We start from the raw sequence: 17,058 nt of genomic DNA, 5'->3' as shown, positions 1-17,058 counted from the left end.
GCTCAGCATCCAGGGCGTCACTAGTACCCTGAAATGCGTGCTGGACTTGTGTGGGGACCCAATTGAACTGACTGCGACGTTGGTAGACATTCCCAGCGAGTCGCGGTCCGAGGCACGACTCGCCGACGAGGTAGAGACCGCGCTGCGGGCCCAGACTTCCGGTTTTGAGATCGTTCGTAACGGCAACGCCGTGTTGGCGCGTACCTCGTTGCACCGGCCGTCGCGGGTGCTGCTCGCCGGGCACCTAGACACTGTTCCAGCAGCCGGAAACCTGCCCAGCTGTCGCGAGAAGGACGTGCTGCACGGTTGCGGCACCGTGGACATGAAATCCGGTGATGCGGTTTTCTTGCATTTGGCGGCTACCATAGCCGAGCCGACGCATGACCTGACATTGGTGTTCTACGACTGTGAGGAAATCGATTCGGCAGCAAATGGTTTGGGTCGCATCGAGCGAGAGTTGCCCGAGTGGCTCGCCGCTGACGTGGTTATTCTGGGCGAACCCACCGGCGGCTATATTGAGGCCGGCTGCCAGGGGACACTGCGCGTCGTGATCGGCGCGGCTGGAACGCGTGCGCATTCCGCACGTTCTTGGTTGGGTGACAACGCAATCCACAAACTGGGCGCCGTACTGGACCGGTTGGAAAGCTATCTGGCACGCACCGTCGACATCGATGGATGTGTCTACCGAGAGGGCTTATCAGCTGTGCGTGTCGACGGTGGTGTGGCCGGAAACGTGATTCCCGATGCGGCCTCGGTGACAGTCAATTATCGCTTTGCTCCCGATCGGTCGGTCGCTGCGGCGCTGCACCACGTGCATGACGTGTTCGATGGGCTCGATGTGCATATCGAGCAGACCGACGCGGCAGCGGGCGCACTGCCTGGCCTGTCGCAGCCTGCCGCCAAGGCTTTGATCGAGGCCGCCGGCGGGCAGGTCCGCGCGAAATACGGCTGGACAGATGTGTCGCGATTCGCTGTGCGGGGTGTCCCGGCGGTCAACTACGGCCCCGGTGACCCCAACCTGGCGCACCGGTGCGACGAACACGTGCCGGTCGCCCAGATCACCACCGCCGTGGATATGTTGCGTGGCTATCTCGGCGGCTGACGCGGTCAGCGTCAAGGTCTAGTCTGCCCGCAGCGTTTGATGGCCGCGGCGCGCATCCCGATTGCGGTCAGCTACTTGGACACAGTCGTCAGGGCGACAGGGTTACGCGTGGCCAATACGCGGGCATGGTTGACGACGATGTCGCCTACAGTATAGCCGATTTCGGCGGCCAGCCGGGTCACCGAGTCGACGGCGCGGATGTAGAACAGCCGCCGCCGATTGGCCTGAACGCTCTGTCGCGCGAGCGGCCTCTCGGTCCGCCGTGATCGCCCCTATCGTGTGCCGGACGGTGACGTTGGTCGAGGTGTGGGCCAACCCGGGCTTAGATGCGGACAACGTTGACTTCGTTCTATGTCGGGCTGCTTCGCGTCGCAATGCTTTTGCGGACTCGGGTATGTCGCCCTGCTGTTTCAACACCATTGACAGCAGCATTAGCGAGATCGGTCCCCGTGAGTAGCCGGTGCGCTCTAAGGCGGATGCTGCCGGGCCGCGCAGCGCCGCAACGTGACCGAATTTCGGTAACTTTCAGCACATGGTTCAGTAGCATCTTATCGATCATGCGGCCTGGCTACAGCAGTTCAGCTAAGTCAGTGAACTGCTGAGCGAGGTCGGCCGTCATGTCGAGTTGACCCGGCATCAACAGCACGGTCGTCGGACCCAGCCCGACCGTGAAGCGCAGTCGCCCGGGATGTTCGGCGTCTAACACGCGATGCGCCATAGGCTCGACATCGCCGAAGCGGCCTTATCGCGCCGCGCACTGGGGGCGCACAGGCTACCGGCGGTAATCGGTCGACGATTGACCCTAACCGCATTGCCGGTGGTTTCGACGGCCTTATCGACATTGCCCGCGTTCATGGTCGAGGTGGCGCTCAGCGCGTCGAGCGTGGTGCTCGGGCCAGTATCCGTAACCCGATTGCGGATGGTCTGCAGGAACACGGTAGCCAGTTCTGGCTTGCCGCGCATATAAAGAACTGATTGGCAGCCCACAGCAATGTCCAGGCTCCTAGCTCCGGTTGCGACAGCGTGGCGGGATTGGCCGCGGCCAGTCACGTTGCCAGAGTTGGAGGAGTCGCTGAAACGTTGCAGCGTCGAGTGGGCCAGTCGTTCGCCCACCGTGAGGTCTCTGAGTCACAGCTGGTCACTGAGGTTGCCTGACGGATGCCGCGAGTGCAGCATGATCAGCTTGGTGTGGCGTCGTCGCCAAGCACGGTACGTTCCTGTTCACCGAACAATGGATGCGCTGTGTAAACCATTTGGTTATCTGCGTGTTCGCCGTGTCTTCGGGTTTCTGCCGTGCCCCATTCTTCGGCCTGCTTTACTATATTGTCGCTGGCGAGGATGCTTAGTTCGGCGAGCGTTAGCGGCTCCTCGACGGCGAGGTAAGCTAGCGTCTTCCGCGCCGGCGGCGGTAACTCGGCAACGAATTCGTCGATCTCCGCTAGCCAGGAGGACTTTAGTCATGTCGTTGGATGCGTCGATGTCGATCCGCTGCAGAAGATCGTCGGTCCACGGCGCTGCGATGTCCACCAGGTGGCTGAAGGCGCCGAACGGGACTGCGTGCTCGGTCTTGGGTGCCGATAACTCAGCGGATAACGGTGCTCGGGTGGCGACTGATGAAGAGTTCAGCGGCTAATCGGGCGAAGATGGATTCCAAGGACAATGGGCCCCGCTCGGCGACGATGCGGGGCGGGTGCTGCTTGAGGTGGTGGAGCGGGGCGATTCGACCCCAGGTCGCGACACCTCACTGAGAGCAGCACTCAGCTGCTCCAGGACGACCGCGCGTTGAGGGACGTTTTATCGAACCGACACTGCCGAATTGCAGTGTGCCCGCGGGCCGGATGGCCGTGTGGTTAGTGTCATGGTCTCAACGGCGTTAGTCTATCTTTGAGCCATTATGCGTCCGAATCACGGTACACCCAGTGAGTGGGCGATTTGTGTCTTTTGTGCGGCTGGACCGACGCACCCAGAGTTGCTGGGACTGGCTGCCAAACTCGGTGAGGCGATTGCTGAGCGCGGTTGGATCCTGGTCTGGGGTGGTGGCCGCGTTTCAGCGATGGGAGCGGTGGCGTCCGCGGCACGGACACGCGGTGGTCGGACAGTCGGTGTGATCCCGGAAATGCTACAGCGCCGCGAGATTGCCGACACCTATGCTGGCGAGTTGATCGTTACTGCGACGATGGCCGAACGTAAACAGGTCTTGGACGATCGCGCTGATGCGTTCATAGTGTTGCCGGGCGGTCTGGGGACCTTAGATGAGATGTTCGAGGCATGGACCGCGGGCTACTTGGGTATGCACAGTAAACCTATCGTAATGCTGGATCCCTGGGGGCATTATGACGGCCTCTGGGTCTGGCTGCGCGGATTGCTCGATAGTGGTTACGTCTCACCGGTAGCAATGGAGCGGCTAGTGGTAGTCGATAAGGTGGATGCCGCGCTCGAGGCTTGCCTGTCCGCCTGAGTTTACTTGACACCAGAAATCGGGGGTGTGCAGTGTCCGATCGCGACAGTGTCGCGCGTACCACGGTCAACCTGACCGATATCGCAGCTGGGGTCACCGGGGTTTTTGCCGATATACCGGTGGTTATAAAGGGAGTGCTGACCGGGCTGTTGGTTTGGCCGAACTCGAAGAAGTCGATCGGCACTATCTTCCAGCAGCGAGCCGCGCGTTATGGTGACCGGGCCTTCCTCAGATTTGGGGATCAGCAAGTGAGCTACCGCGACGCCAATGCGACAGCCAACCGGTACGCCGCGGTGCTGGCCGCATGTGGCGTCGGGCCGCATGACGTCGTAGCGATTATGCTGCGTAACTCACCTAACGCTGTGCTGGCGATGCTGGCTGTGGTCAAGTGTGGCGCCATCGCCGGCATGCTCAACTACAACCAGCGCGGCGAAGTGTTGGCGCACAGCCTGGGCTTGCTCGACGCCAAGGTGCTGATCGTCGAGACCGATCTGGTCAGCGTCGTCACCGAATGCGGTGGCTCGGGCAGAATCGAGCCGTTGACCATTGAAGATCTCGAGCGATTCGCTGCGACATCTCCCACCACTAACCCGGCTACGGCGTCTGCAGTGCGGGCCAAAGATACCGCCTTCTACATCTTCACCTCGGGGACTACAGGGCTCCCCAAGGCGAGCGTGATGACCCACTACCGGTGGCTGCGCGCGCTGAGTACATTCGGTGGGCTGGGCTTGCGGTTGAAGGGCTCCGATACGCTGTATTGCTGTCTGCCATTGTACCATAACAACGCGTTGACGGTTGCGGTGGCCTCGGTGGTCAATTCGGGCGCTACATTGGCCTTGGGTCAGTCGTTTTCGGCGTCGCGGTTCTGGGAAGAGGTGATTGCCAGCCAGGCCACGGCGTTCATCTACATCGGCGAAATTTGTCGTTATCTGCTTAACCAGCCGGCCAAGCCGACCGACCGCAAGCACCGGGTGCGCTTGATTGCCGGCAATGGGCTGCGACCGGAGATCTGGAGAGAGTTCACCACACGTTTCGGCATCGCGCGGGTGTGTGAGTTCTATGCTTCCAGCGAAGGCAACACCGCTTTTATCAATATCTTTAATGTGTCCGGGACGGCCGGGTTCTCGCCGATGCCGCTGGCCTATGTGGAGTACGACCTCGACACTGGTGCTCCGCTGCGTGACGAGAATGGATGGGTGCGTCGAGTGCCTTCCGGTGCACCCGGTTTGTTACTCAGCCCCGTCAACTGGCTGCAGCTGTTTGATGGCTACACCGACAAAGCGTCAAGTGAAGCCAAGTTGGTGCGCGACGCTTTCCGGGCAGGCGATTGCTGGTTCAATTCGGGCGATGTGATGAGACCGCAGGGTATGCGACATGCCGCGTTTGTCGACCGGCTTGGTGACACGTTCCGCTGGAAGGGTGAGAACGTCGCCACCACACAGGTCGAGGCGGTGTTAGCGTCCGACAAGTCCGTCGAGGAGTGCACGGTTTTCGGGGTCGAGGTTCCACGTACCGGCGGCCGCGCCGGGATGGCCGCTATCAAGCTGCGTGAAGGCGCCGAGTTCGACGGCCTCTCCTTGGCCCGTGCGGTTTATGACCAGCTGCCCGCCTACGCGCTGCCGTTGTTCGTCCGGGTGGTGGAATCGATCGTGCACACCACCACATTCAAGAGCCGCAAGGTGGAGCTGCGCAAGCAGGGCTATGGCCCCGACGTAGCTGATCCGCTGTATGTGTTGGCCGGCCGCGCTGACGGCTACGTGTCTTACTACGATGGCTACCTCGCCGAAGTGTCGGCTGGTAAACGACCGCAAAGCTGACGCGAGTGTGCGGCTGACTGGATACTCGCGTGACGGATGGTCTCTGCAACGGCGCGCTGCCGGCACCAGGCACTATTGACTGGTGCAGTCAATGCTGTGCGGTCGGTCGGTGGCATCGGATCGACCGCTGATTATGGCGATCGTCAACCGCACTCCGGATTCTTTCTATGACCGGGGTGCGACCTTCAGCGACGAGGCTGCTCGGGCTGCCGCGCACCGGGCTGTTGTCGAGGGCGCCGATGTTGTCGACGTCGGTGGCGTTAAAGCAGGGCCTGGCCAGGGTGTTGATGCAGACACCGAGATCGCGCGGTTGGTGCCATTCCTCGAGTGGCTGCGCGGCACCTATCCAGATCTGTTGATCAGCGTCGATACCTGGCGATCAGAGGTGGCAAGACCGGCCTGTGCCGCGGGCGCCGACCTGATCAACGACAGTTGGGGTGGTGTTGACCCGGCTATGCCCGAGATCGCCGCCGAGTTCGGCGCGGGCCTGGTGTGTTCGCACACTGGTGGCGCACTGCCCCGCACGCGCCCTTTCCGGGTCAGTTACGGTACGACTACCCGTGGTGTGGTGGACGATGTGATTCGCAAGGTCACCGCCGCCGCTGAGCGGGCGGTCGCGGCTGGCGTGGCCCGTGATTCGGTGTTGGTTGACCCGACTCATGACTTTGGCAAGAACACATTCCATGGACTGTTGTTGTTGCGTCATGTGGACGAACTTGTTAAGACCGGGTGGCCCGTGCTCATGTCGTTAAGCAATAAGGACTTCGTTGGGGAGACTTTGGGTGTGGGTTTGACGGAACGGCTCGAGGGTACGTTGGCGGCTACTGCGTGGGCGGCGGCAGCCGGAGCCCGCATGTTTCGGGTGCACGAGGTCGGAGCGACCCGGCGGGTTTTGGAGATGGTGGCCTCGATCCAGGGGACGCGCCCGCCGACGCGCACGGTGAGGGGACTCGCATGACGGTATCGGAGCTGGCCGCTAGCGCACTAGCAGCCCAGCCCAGGGACGCGTGGCTCGCGGACCGCAGCTGGAGCCGTCCAGCCTGGACGATCGACGAATTGGAGGCAGCCAAGGCCGGGCGGACGATCTCGGTGGTGCTGCCGGCCCTCAACGAGGAACAAACCATCGAATCGGTGATCGACAGTATCTCACCGCTGGTCTCCGATCGTGGGGGGTTGGTCGACGAACTGATCGTGTTGGACTCCGGCTCGACCGACGAGACCGAGATCCGTGCCATCAGTGCCGGCGCCCGAGTGATCAGCCGTGAACAAGCTGTGCCTGAGGTCCCGACCCGGCCCGGCAAGGGTGAGGCATTGTGGCGCTCGCTTGCCGTTACCAGCGGCGACATCGTGGTGTTCGTCGATTCTGATTTGATCAACCCGCACCCGATGTTTGTGCCGTGGCTGGTTGGCCCGCTACTCACCGGCGAGGGCATTCACCTGGTCAAAGGTTTTTATCGGCGGCCGCTAAACAGCGGCGATGCGGGCAGCAGTGCGCGTGCTACTGGTGGCGGCCGAGTTACCGAGTTGGTGGCCCGGCCATTGTTGGCGTCGCTGCGGCCGGAGTTGGGCTATGTGCTACAGCCCCTGAGCGGTGAGTACGCAGCCACCCGCGAACTGCTGACAGCGCTTCCCTTCGCTCCGGGTTATGGCGTGGAGATCGGCCTGCTGGTCGACACCTTCGACTGGCTTGGCCTCGACGCGATCGCACAAGTCAACCTTGGTGTTCGAGCACACCGCAACCGGCCGCTGGCTGAGCTGGGGGTAATGAGCCGCCAGATCATTGCGACCTTGCTATCGCGTTGCTGTTTACCCGACTCCGGCGTCGGTCTGACCCAATTCTTTGTCGACGAGTCCGGCGGTGACGTCTACACCCGGCATACTTGGTCGGTGTCGCTGGCCGACCGGCCACCGATGAACAGGTTGCGGCCACGTTAGGGCAGTATCGTTTACGTGGCGTTGGTGTTGCTGTACTTGGTGATGCTGGTTCTCGTCGCGATTGTGCTGTTTTGTGCGGCCAGCTTTTTGTTCGGTCGCGGCGAGCAGTTGCCGCCCTTGCCTCGCGGAACGACGGCGACGATGCTGCCGGCGCACGGCGTTACCGGCACTGATGTCGACGCCGTCAAGTTCACCCAGGTGTTGCGTGGGTACAAGCCCAGCGAGGTGGATTGGGTGCTGGACCGACTGGGACGCGAAATTGAGGTGCTACGTGGTCAGCTTGTGGCCATCGCCGACACTAAAGCAGATACCGATGTTTCGAATGTCGCCAACGGGGACGACAGTCAGGATGTTATGTGAACTGCATTGGCGACGACGCAAAGCACAGCGATGAGGAGGAGTGATGCGCGTAAACGATGACGGGCTGGTGCGCTGTGGCTGGGCGGACATTCGATCCGGTTCTCATTGGCAGCTGTATCGCAACTATCACGACCAGGAGTGGGGTCGCCCGGTAAGCGGCGGAGTGGCCTTATTCGAGCGGATGAGCCTTGAGGTCTTTCAGAGTGGTCTGTCGTGGCTGATCGTTCTGCTCAAGCGGGAGAATTTCCGGCGCGCCTTCTCCGGGTTCGATATCGAGGAGGTAGCCTGTTACACTGACGCCGATGTGCAACGGCTGTTGGTCGATGACGGAATATTGCGTAATCGTGCCAAGATTGAGGCAACGATCGCCAATGCTCGTGCGGCTGCTGACCTAGGGTCTGCAGCAGACTTGTCCGAATTGCTGTGGTCATTCGCCCCCCAGCCGCGATCTCGGCCTGCTGATGGATCTGACGTCCCTTCGGCCAGTGCGGAATCGAAAGCGATGGCGCATGAATTGAAGCGGCGCGGGTTCCGTTTCATCGGGCCTACTACAGCCTATGCGCTGATGCAGGCGACCGGGATGGTCGATGACCATATTCGCGCTTGCTGGGTACCCTCAACTCGGTGATTTCAACTTTCCGAGCGGGTCGTCGGCGGCCTTGTCGTGGGGCCACCCGGCAGCCGCGTAGCTGCGAGGAGGCTAGCCGGGCAACTAGGTACAGAGCCCTGGTTAAGCCCGAGAACCGGGTCTTTGTGCACTCGCCGACTTGAATAGGGAACAATGGAAGGGTGATTTGTCAGTTCAATGTCGGGTACTACTGGATATCCACTGACGGGGCATGCTCGGCGCCGAATAGGTCCGCGAAGGCGGATCAGCTCGAATTTGGAGGGAGCGCACGATGGCGGCGATGAAGCCCAGGACCGGAGACGGTCCTCTGGAAGCGACGAAGGAGGGGCGCGGCATTGTGATGCGGGTACCACTAGAGGGTGGAGGCCGACTTGTCGTCGAGCTGACACCCGACGAAGCCGCCGCGCTTGGTGACGAACTTAAGGGCGTCACCAGCTAGCAAGCCCATCCGGCAGGTAGCCTTGGTTATGCACAGACTTTCCGGCAAATGTACAGCATCTGTTCGGTGACGTGAGCTCAGGGGGAATTCCTCGATGCAGCGTTGATGTCCGGTGTGGCTGTAGTGATCAGCTTTCTTGGGTTGGCGACCAACTCACTGACCGCCGTTGCTAATATGCTTTGTTAGTCAGTGGGGTCGTAATGCACCAGTGGTGTAGTTCATTGTGTCGGTGACTACTTCAGGTATCACGCCGATGCCGGAGGCTACTATCCCGATGCGTATGCTATTGCCTCTAAGGATCACGATTCTTAACGGTTCGTATACCGATGGACAAATAAAGACTGTTGCTGCCGAAAGTACTTCACTTATCTTTACTGATGGGAAGCATTTCCCGGATCCAAAGCACCCCGGTGCAATTATGGGCCGGTTTGTAGACGGCGGCCCGCATTTCGTCGGCTAACTTCGAGGTGTTGGGAGCATTGGCACACAGTATTATCTACATGTCCGGGCTAAGCCAATGCGCGGTCGCTCCACCAGATGAGTGATACCCTTTTGTCGGGTGATCCGTCCGGCGAACGCCACGGTCGGCCAGTTTAGATCGATATCGAGCTCGGCCAAAGCCGGCCCGGTACGTGTCGGTCCGGCCGAATACCACATCTCGGTGTCGATTCCGTTCCGGATGACGTGTACCAGGTTTAGATCCAGCGTGGGATAGATTTGTAGTATGTCGTCACACATACTGGAGCTGACCGCTACGCTTGCGTGAGCACTCAGCACCGTGGTGTGCTATAGTGGCGTCGATGCCTGGGAGCTTCCACCGAGTTATCCAGCTTTCCACAGCCGCAGCGATTACAGCGCGAGTGTGCGGTCAGCAAATGGGGATGTCATAGAGCAACGTAGTTAGATGTCCGGCCAGAACGGTATGCCAGGTATGCATGGCTACACAACAGTGACTGGCTGACGCGGCATTGGCCATCATCAGATCCGATGACGAGGTAGACAACGTCGCGTTGTCATCGTGGAACTAGGATCGGGCTGATGGCCCTGTACGATCAGAGCGTCTGGGCGGTGTGTGTCCATGTAATATGCATCGACCGCGCAGTTGTGCGACCAGTTCGGTTACGTGTATCCTCGCCTTCCCTTAGACCTCTGGCAGGTATTCTCGAGTCATCATGGCCACCGAGCCGCCTGGGACACCGAACGACCCTGATACGACGTTTGTCTCAATGGGCAATTACATCTTTGCCACCAAAGTGCTCGTCGATTCGACTCGTCCCGACGCCGGTGACGACCACTCGGATCACGACATGGGCGGTGACATCATCTTGTGGCTGTTGACCGATGGGATGACCGTAGTGCCGGATTGTTTCTGGCAATGAGGTGTGCCTGGTATCACCAACCGGGACCGGGCCTACTGGCGCGACGTTGGCACGATTTGCGGTGAGTCGGATAGCCTTCGCGCCTGCGAAGTTTGTCAATGGCAGCGTTGTTCAAGAACCGATGATGGTTGTGGGGAGCATCATTTCGGTAGCCTCGGTGTGCAACTTGATGCTGTCGTCGAATGTCGTGGTCGACGACAGCACGATCGTGGAGGGAAGTGCCATCATGCCGGTTGCTCGGGTCAGCTGTGGCGTGATAGTAGGTGCTGCGATCTTGGATAAGAACGTTGTTGGTCGGGCCCGGCGAGATGGTTGGTGTGGATCTCCAAAAGGATCGGGAACGTTTCCCGATCAGTGCTGGCGGGGTCATCGCGGTCAGTAAGGGTGTGTAGATCTAGCCTAGCGTGGGTTAGGCCAGCCGTTGAGCCATGTCAATATCATTGTCGAGACCTATCGACGCGCAGGTAAGCTATGGCCGTGGTTGATTGCTCTGCACAGAGCAATGTGACTTATCCGTCGATGACCTAGCCCAAGGCGCCAGAATCTCGTGCTCAACTTTTTATTTCTATTTTCCGTCAAAGAATGAGGTGTTGCTGTCGCTGTTCGATAACCTGAAAGTCAAGTTACGCTCGGCGGTTACAGCACTCGCTGAATAGCTACTCGCGGGCATCGCCACGGTCTGACGGTCTGCAATCACGGCATTCTTGGAAGCATGCAGGATCCGCCGAGCGGTAGCTATTGTTAGTGCCATGGCCAAAAGCCGCTAACCCCGAGGCGGTACCAGTTGTGGCCCAAGGTTATGCAGCAGCTAATCGACTACAATACCGCTGCAATTAAGGCCAAGCGCAAGCGCGGCGCAGCCCTTGACACCGTTCCTGTCGAGGATCTGGTTGTAGCGCTGCAACTGATGACCGAGCGAGTTATGGCGTGACATTCGTCGAAAAAAGCTATCGATCCCCTATAAGAAAATTGTCGACACGCTAGTACATATCTGGCTGACCAGTATTTCCGGCAGTTAATGGGTCACTTACCAGGCATAGAGTGCCAGCCCATATCGTACCGCTGCGTGTGTTCATGGTATCTGTTTAAATTCTTGGGTAAGCATCTTCTCTCGTTGAGGATGCGGAAGACGAGCACTGCCATACTAGAGGGATCAGTAGCAGCTCTCCAGTAGAATTCGAGCGTCAGCGGTGTGCCGAACATTATGATCGCGTTTCCGATATATATCGGGTGTTGGGCGAACCAATCAACACTGTCATCGATTGCCGTCTGCTTGTGCTTGCACGGTTACGACGTCTGCCGTGTAAGCCGTTCTGGATGACTACCATGGCGATCTCTAGCTCGACCGGCTGCCAGCACATCACCCAGCAAGGACACCTGGGTAGAAATCGATGACCGTCCTATCGGATGGTCTAATGCGCTCACAATCATCATCGCGAACAGTTCCACAACTGCACCCGGTTATGACGATCTTTTGCACGGTTCTGTCTTCGGCTCGTGATCCGACACGAATGTATTACCACACCGCAGTCGAGTTCGCCTGTGCCAAGTAGGTGGTGGGGGAGAACAATGTGGTTGTGAATACCTCGATGAAAAATCATGCCTGCCAATAATTGAACGTGCCGACCGGAAAATAAGAGCAGACCCACCACGGTCAGTCCATATACGTGATGGTGCGATAAGATGAACACCGGTCTTCATGATTCTACCCACTTCCCGATCGCAGATCTGTTAAGCGAAAATAATTACGCAGATTGCTTCGTCGGAAAGTTTTGTCTTTCAATGATATTAACACCGAATAGATCGTCAGAAGCTAAAACAATGGCACTATGGTGAAGTCACCGCCACAGATCCGAAGAACGTGCGCGCATGGTTCGAGGTTGGGTGCCCACTACGGGAATTTGTCCAACGAGCCTATCAAGTACAATTGCGACGAATACAAGTAACATTCCCTATGTAACCGGTGTGAACTTCGGTGCGAGACCGAACAGTCCGATCGTCCCTGAGGCCAACAACTGGATGGTAAGCAGCTGCATGGCCGCGGTGCCGACCACGATGGTCAGCTTGTCGCTGTGGATCCAGCCAACGCAGTGTTGAACTGGATTGCCAACCAACACTTTTAGGAAACTGCGCCGAATAGCATCATAGAAATTCGCAGGCTGAATTTTTCCTGGTGTAGTCGCAGGGTGAGCGAGATGGCGAACGTGGCAGCTATCATGCCAACCATCGTGCTGAAAGCACTGATCCAGTGCGGGCGTGCTGCCCATGCGGGCGACGATATCACGCGCCGTGATAGCTGGCACCGAGCTCGTTGCTGATACCGTGCACTACGTGTGCCTATCGTCACACGCTATACAGACTTAAGCCCACGGTCCAGAGCAGGGAGGGCCGCGGTCCAGCCGCCACGTCAGCCCGTTGGCGCTGCGCAGGACCGTTGCGGTCGGTAGCGGAGCCGGCACGTTCAGCAATCAGTCCCGCGCCGACATCGCGGCCACCAACCCGCCGTCTCGATCGCACCGGTGGTGATCGATGCCCCGATCGACAACATCAACGTTGCGGTGAGGTTGGCATACCGTCCGACTGCGGTCGAGTGGATCAGCTCGGTGCGGCCTATCTCCTCGTCAGCACAGATGTGCTGGATCATGGTAAGGATGACTGCCACCGTGATTAGCAATTGGAACATACCTGCTTGCCAGATACCCACTGCCTTAAGGCTGCTGTTGTAGATCTGCTTTTAGAGGGCGCGCCGGATCGTGCTAGCCATGATGGTAGTCGAGAATCCGGAGCGGATGGTCTCACTCGGGTAGATCTTCGAGATGTTTCGCATGTACACGCTGACCTAAAGATAGCGACAGGAGCAACACGACTCGATCACGCCGCAGATACAATTGCAGCATCCTAAGCGTGCCAGAGAAATTCAAGTTGACAGGCGGCGCTGTGTGCGCCGGATGGGGTGATCGATTCAGGGTTGCGGTGTGCATAACGTTGATGCCCTCTTGCCGCTGTGTGAACCCTGGGTGTCGTCTCCGTTTTCTGAAATGTTATGGCAATGTGAAAAGGGCTCTTCTAGATTTTGCAGCTTCCTGATCGGGCTGCGCACACTGGTGTAACCGAACATCCAAATCAGCTGTACGAGGTTTTCGCTGTCGATCTGGGCGCTCAGTGTATTGCCGTCGACGCTGATGTCCTCGACATCCTTGATCCAGCTTATAGCGCTAGGATCGTCTATATATTTCGGTTTTGATCGAGGTGTGGCTCAAATGTCGCAGCGAGTTCAGCGAACCGCTCTCGACGGTCTTGTCGGTCCGGATAATGGTCATTAGTTGGTACAGCACCTCTGTTTCGGTCAGGATGTAGCTGGACAACAGCACTGTCATGCCGTGGTCGCGCGCTTCACTAACGCACTACTGAGGCACGTTCTTTATCAACGGGTTCAAGCTTGCTGCTCTGCTAGTCCAAAATCAGTAGCTAGGTTCGTAAGGAAGAGGCAGAAGAAATCAGCGAAATTTTTTGCCGGTTGCCCTTATAGCGGTTGCCCTTATAAATATTAGGCGCATGCCTTACTTATGTAGGTCAAGGTCGAAGCGCTCGATGAGCTCGGCGCGGCACCTCTCGTCGATGACGCCATGCATGAGGGCCAGTGAATCTATGGTTTCCCAGCAGTTTAGCGACGGATACGGCATGACATAGCCTGTTAAATAAGCGATCTGGCCGTGCAATTCGATGGCGTCGGTTCATAGGTTGCCGCCGAGTAGCCGTGCGCTTCCACTGTCAGTCTTCACCAGGCTCAGCAGGATACGTATGGTGGTGGACTTCCCAGCGCCACTGGATCCGAGGAAGTCGTGCACCTCTCTGGTATGCAGCGTTAGATCCAAGGTCATCCTATGCCCGCACTGCATCGAAATTCTTGGTCAGTTTAAAGGATTTCGATAAGGGCCTGTGAACTGTTAGCTGGCATTAAACTCTTCTTGGTTTTCTTCGGTTGCTGCCGCCAGAAATGTATTGTATATGGTGTTGTCCGCCATCAAGCCGTTGATGTAGATATCCAGGGAGTGCGGTAACATTTCGCGTGCATAATCGTGTAGTACCGCACGTAGGTCCTTTGAGTTTTCGCGCATCTGCAGCTACAAGAAGAAGCCGCCACTGCCTGTCATCGCCAGATACTTTCCCTGGCTCGAGGATCGCGAATCGGCTTAAGCGTTCCAACCCGCACTCCTTCGTAAAGGCGCATTTCAGTGCCACCAATCATACTGTGCCACAAAATTATGCTAATTTACCTCCTGGCTGCATGCTGCACACCGAGTAGGCTACCAGCGGTGCGTAGGATTCGATCTTGGCCATTTGCGCAAATCATGTCGCCGGGTTCCTCGACTTCATCGCTGCCGACTTGCCGCTGCGGCCTTCTTCAGTGATGTAGGCGTCGCACGCTTCGCGAAGGCTGTCCTGGGAACCGAAGTAGTGGATGACCAGCGACGTGTTTACCCCACGCTGTTTCGGTGATGGTGCACAGACCGACTTCAAAACCGTGCTCGCCAAACAGCTCGATGGCTGCATAGCGGAATCCGACTGGTAGTGGTTCAGAACGCCTGAATGTATGTTCAGGATGCTAAACGTGTGTTCAGTTCTCGGTCAAGGATGCGATGCATCATTAGGAATCTGTAAAAGTTGGTTACTCGCGGACTGCGGTCAGTAGTCCGTCGCCAAGCGGCACCAGCGCAGGGGTGAGTCGCTCGTCCTCGGCGATGAGTCGGGCTGCCTCGCGAACCGCGCTTACCTCGACATCGTGCGCCGCGGGATCACCAGCTCGCCCGCCTAATGCCGCTCGGTGCACCACGATGACACCGCCAGATCGCAGCAGTCGCACGCTCTCGACGACGTAATCCGGTTGGTCGATCGGGTCGGCGTCGATGAACACCAGGTCGTACGATTCGTCAGCGAGCCGGGTCAGTACATCTTGGGCGCGGCCGTTGATTAGCCGGGTGCGAGACGGTCCAATGCCTGCCTCAGAGAGTGCCTGTTTGGCCAGCCGCAAATACTCGGGCTCAATATCGATCGTGGTCAAGACACCGTCGTCGCTCATCCCGGACAACAACCAGAGTCCACTGACTCCGGCACCGGTACCCACCTCGGCGACAGCCTTGCCACCGCTGAGCTTGGTCAGCAGGCTCAGCAATGCCCCGACCGCGGGTGTTACAGCCCCGGCGCCGATCTCTTCGGAACGCTCGCGGGCACCGACCAGAATGGCGTCTTCTGATATCGATCCCTCCGCGTGTGCGAAGAGTGAATCGGCTCGACTGGTGGCCGCCGGGCTGGGAGTGACCGAGCTGTTACCGGTACCATCCATGTTTGCAGCGTATGTCGAGTTTGTATCGTGGTCGGGCAGGCGCGCGAATGAGGAGCCGCGCAATTAGGTCCAGTATAGTGACCTACGGTCGTGGTCTCGTGACCGCCACGACACGCTCCGAAGCTTTGGAGTGACGAAAGTCATATTCGCGGTGTGCATAGTCGATATCGGCTGTATAGCGCTGGTCACGATATGGTTTTTCAGGCAAACTTCAGTTTGCTCCTATATCGCGCATATGCCGATGGGCGACGGTATCGGTATGGAACGCGGCGAATGCTGGACCGGGAATACGCAATGCCAGCTGCGTGTTGCGCTCGGTGACGAACTGTCTACCCTTAAGGGTGAGGCAAATCTGGAGGATACGATCATCACTACGCTGTTGAGCCCAACCACCATGTCTCATCTCCAATCCAGTCGCGACGACTGGGTACAGTCATTTGACGCGTTGCAAGGCACTGCGGTGTTTGACGCAACTGGGGACAAGGCAACGATGCCGTCGTGGGATGAACTGGTGCGCCAACACGCGGGTCGGGTGTACCGGCTGGCCTATCGGCTTTCGGGCAACCAGCACGACGCTGAGGATCTGACGCAGGATACCTTCATTCGGGTGTTCCGATCGGTCCAGAACTACCAGCCAGGAACCTTTGAAGGTTGGCTGCACCGCATTACGACGAACTTGTTCCTCGACATGGCCCGCCGGCGTGCCCGCATCCGCATGGATGCCTTGCCCGATGATTACGACCGGGTACCTGCCGACGAGCCAAGTCCGGAGCAGATCTACCACGATTCTAGGTTGGGACCTGATTTACAAGCTGCCCTGGATTCACTGCCGCCGGAGTTTCGTGCTGCTGTTGTGCTTTGTGATATCGAAGGTTTGTCCTACGAGGAGATTGGTGCAACTTTGGGTGTGAAGCTGGGCACCGTACGTAGCCGCATCCACCGCGGACGTCAGGCGCTACGCGACTACCTAACTGCGCATCCTGTACATGGTGCCGATACTGACGCTACGTACGTTTAAGTCGGCGTAGTCCCAGAGCACCTCCACGTGCCCCTAAGAACATCACCTTGCGGTACACCAGGAGGGGCGTGAACGGGATCCACTAATGCTGGGGTTTTGTCGGCGCTATGCGGGTATTGAGCACTGCGCTGCGCTACATTTGAGGTATGGGTGGCAGTGAAAGGGGCTGGTGATGGCCGACCGGGGACAGGTGTTCCGGCGTGCGTTCTCCTGGTTCCCTGTACAGTTTGCATCCCAGAGCGACGCGCCGGTTGGCGCGACCCGGCGGTTTGGCTCCACCGAGCATCTATCTGTCGAGGCGATCGCGGCGTTCGTCGACGGCGAGTTGCGGATAAACGCGCACTTGCGAGCTGCACATCACCTTTCGTTGTGCACTCAATGCGCGGCCGAAATAGATGATCAGAGCCGAGCACGTGCAGCGCTGCGTGACTCCCACCCGATTCGGATTCCGAGCGCCTTACTCGCATTGCTGGCTGAAATTCCGTACTGTTCATTTGACGATACGTCGCCGATTTCGGAGGGGCCAGTATCCGACCGTTTCTTTGATGGCAAAGTCCGTGACTAGCGTAAGTGCTGAT

16 protein-coding genes and 5 pseudogenes are annotated in these 17,058 nt (G+C 58.5%); 14 read left to right on the top strand and 7 right to left on the bottom strand.

Features of this window, described 5'->3' with window-relative positions; genetic code table 11:
* Positions 1–37 precede the first annotated feature (37 nt).
* Positions 38–1,102, top strand: coding sequence for a succinyl-diaminopimelate desuccinylase (gene dapE / locus MUBE_RS03030; protein ID WP_116539429.1), 1,065 nt, complete (start codon positions 38–40; stop codon positions 1,100–1,102).
* Between the two features lie 262 nt (positions 1,103–1,364).
* Positions 1,365–1,559, top strand: a complete 195-nt coding sequence (locus tag MUBE_RS15440; RefSeq protein WP_116539428.1) for a hypothetical protein — start codon at positions 1,365–1,367, stop codon at positions 1,557–1,559.
* A 111-nt stretch (positions 1,560–1,670) separates the two neighbouring features.
* Here the strand turns inward: MUBE_RS15440 and MUBE_RS15435 are convergent, their stop codons facing one another.
* Both MUBE_RS15435 and MUBE_RS15030 read right to left on the bottom strand, forming a co-directional pair.
* The gene (locus MUBE_RS15435) at positions 1,671–1,820 is read right to left on the bottom strand and encodes a hypothetical protein (protein ID WP_165849663.1); all 150 of its coding nucleotides are present in this window, start codon (positions 1,818–1,820) and stop codon (positions 1,671–1,673) included.
* Positions 1,802–2,215, bottom strand: coding sequence for a hypothetical protein (locus tag MUBE_RS15030; RefSeq protein WP_133297031.1), 414 nt, complete (start codon positions 2,213–2,215; stop codon positions 1,802–1,804). The genes MUBE_RS15435 and MUBE_RS15030 overlap by 19 nt, the downstream gene beginning before the upstream one ends.
* A gap of 781 nt (positions 2,216–2,996) precedes the next feature.
* On the opposite strand from MUBE_RS15030, the gene MUBE_RS03015 reads away from it, so the two are divergent.
* From MUBE_RS03015 to MUBE_RS02985, 7 genes are all read left to right on the top strand, one after another.
* Positions 2,997–3,560: a TIGR00730 family Rossman fold protein gene (locus MUBE_RS03015; RefSeq protein ID WP_116539426.1), complete on the top strand. Its 564-nt coding sequence runs from the start codon at positions 2,997–2,999 to the stop codon at positions 3,558–3,560.
* 32 nt (positions 3,561–3,592) lie between these two features.
* Positions 3,593–5,377, top strand: a complete 1,785-nt coding sequence (gene fadD6, locus MUBE_RS03010; protein WP_116539425.1) for a long-chain-acyl-CoA synthetase FadD6 — start codon at positions 3,593–3,595, stop codon at positions 5,375–5,377.
* 91 nt (positions 5,378–5,468) lie between these two features.
* The gene (folP, locus tag MUBE_RS03005; protein ID WP_243632794.1) at positions 5,469–6,335 is read left to right on the top strand and encodes a dihydropteroate synthase; all 867 of its coding nucleotides are present in this window, start codon (positions 5,469–5,471) and stop codon (positions 6,333–6,335) included.
* Entirely contained in the window at positions 6,332–7,312 is a 981-nt protein-coding gene (locus MUBE_RS03000) for a glucosyl-3-phosphoglycerate synthase (protein WP_116539423.1), read from the top strand. The genes folP and MUBE_RS03000 overlap by 4 nt, the downstream gene beginning before the upstream one ends.
* Positions 7,313–7,327: 15 nt before the next feature.
* Positions 7,328–7,672, top strand: coding sequence for a DivIVA domain-containing protein (locus MUBE_RS02995; RefSeq protein ID WP_116539422.1), 345 nt, complete (start codon positions 7,328–7,330; stop codon positions 7,670–7,672).
* Positions 7,673–7,715: 43 nt separating this feature from the next.
* Positions 7,716–8,300, top strand: coding sequence for a DNA-3-methyladenine glycosylase I (gene tag / locus MUBE_RS02990; RefSeq protein ID WP_116539421.1), 585 nt, complete (start codon positions 7,716–7,718; stop codon positions 8,298–8,300).
* A 271-nt stretch (positions 8,301–8,571) separates the two neighbouring features.
* A complete protein-coding gene (locus tag MUBE_RS02985) occupies positions 8,572–8,739 on the top strand; it encodes a DUF3117 domain-containing protein (protein ID WP_003406247.1) in 168 nt (55 codons plus the stop codon).
* 26 nt (positions 8,740–8,765) lie between these two features.
* Here the strand turns inward: MUBE_RS02985 and glgA are convergent.
* Positions 8,766–9,868 (bottom strand): annotated as a pseudogene (gene glgA, locus MUBE_RS02980) (glycogen synthase).
* Positions 9,869–9,920: 52 nt separating this feature from the next.
* Here glgA and MUBE_RS02975 point away from each other — a divergent pair.
* The 3 genes and pseudogenes from MUBE_RS02975 to MUBE_RS15430 all read left to right on the top strand — a co-directional run.
* A pseudogene (locus MUBE_RS02975) lies at positions 9,921–10,510 on the top strand (GlgC family sugar phosphate nucleotidyltransferase); the annotation flags it as partial.
* 93 nt (positions 10,511–10,603) lie between these two features.
* Complete coding sequence (locus tag MUBE_RS02970) at positions 10,604–10,774, top strand: TetR/AcrR family transcriptional regulator (protein WP_116539420.1); 171 nt, start codon at positions 10,604–10,606, stop codon at positions 10,772–10,774.
* A 128-nt stretch (positions 10,775–10,902) separates the two neighbouring features.
* On the top strand, positions 10,903–11,049 hold the full coding sequence (locus MUBE_RS15430; RefSeq protein WP_165849662.1) for a hypothetical protein: 147 nt from the start codon (positions 10,903–10,905) through the stop codon (positions 11,047–11,049).
* 774 nt (positions 11,050–11,823) lie between these two features.
* Here MUBE_RS15430 and MUBE_RS19770 read toward each other — a convergent pair.
* From MUBE_RS19770 to MUBE_RS02950, 4 genes and pseudogenes are all read right to left on the bottom strand, one after another.
* Positions 11,824–13,099: pseudogene (locus MUBE_RS19770) on the bottom strand (ABC transporter permease).
* Positions 13,081–14,033, bottom strand: a pseudogene (locus MUBE_RS02960) (ATP-binding cassette domain-containing protein). Before MUBE_RS02960 ends, MUBE_RS19770 begins: the two co-directional pseudogenes overlap by 19 nt.
* Positions 14,034–14,065: 32 nt before the next feature.
* Positions 14,066–14,664: pseudogene (locus tag MUBE_RS02955) on the bottom strand (TetR/AcrR family transcriptional regulator).
* 123 nt (positions 14,665–14,787) lie between these two features.
* A complete protein-coding gene (locus MUBE_RS02950) occupies positions 14,788–15,462 on the bottom strand; it encodes an O-methyltransferase (RefSeq protein ID WP_116539419.1) in 675 nt (224 codons plus the stop codon).
* Positions 15,463–15,721: 259 nt separating this feature from the next.
* Between MUBE_RS02950 and sigE the strand changes: the two genes are divergently transcribed.
* Both sigE and rseA read left to right on the top strand, forming a co-directional pair.
* On the top strand, positions 15,722–16,480 hold the full coding sequence (gene sigE, locus MUBE_RS02945) for an RNA polymerase sigma factor SigE (protein WP_165849677.1): 759 nt from the start codon (positions 15,722–15,724) through the stop codon (positions 16,478–16,480).
* A 172-nt stretch (positions 16,481–16,652) separates the two neighbouring features.
* Complete coding sequence (gene rseA, locus MUBE_RS02940) at positions 16,653–17,045, top strand: anti-sigma E factor RseA (RefSeq protein ID WP_165849661.1); 393 nt, start codon at positions 16,653–16,655, stop codon at positions 17,043–17,045.
* Positions 17,046–17,058 lie beyond the last annotated feature (13 nt).

The sequence above is a fragment of the Mycobacterium uberis genome (genome assembly GCF_003408705.1).
Taxonomy (GTDB): Bacteria; Actinomycetota; Actinomycetes; order Mycobacteriales; family Mycobacteriaceae; genus Mycobacterium; species Mycobacterium uberis.
The sequence above is the reverse complement of the archived record's forward strand: the minus strand, read 5'-3'. Positions and strand labels throughout refer to the sequence as shown.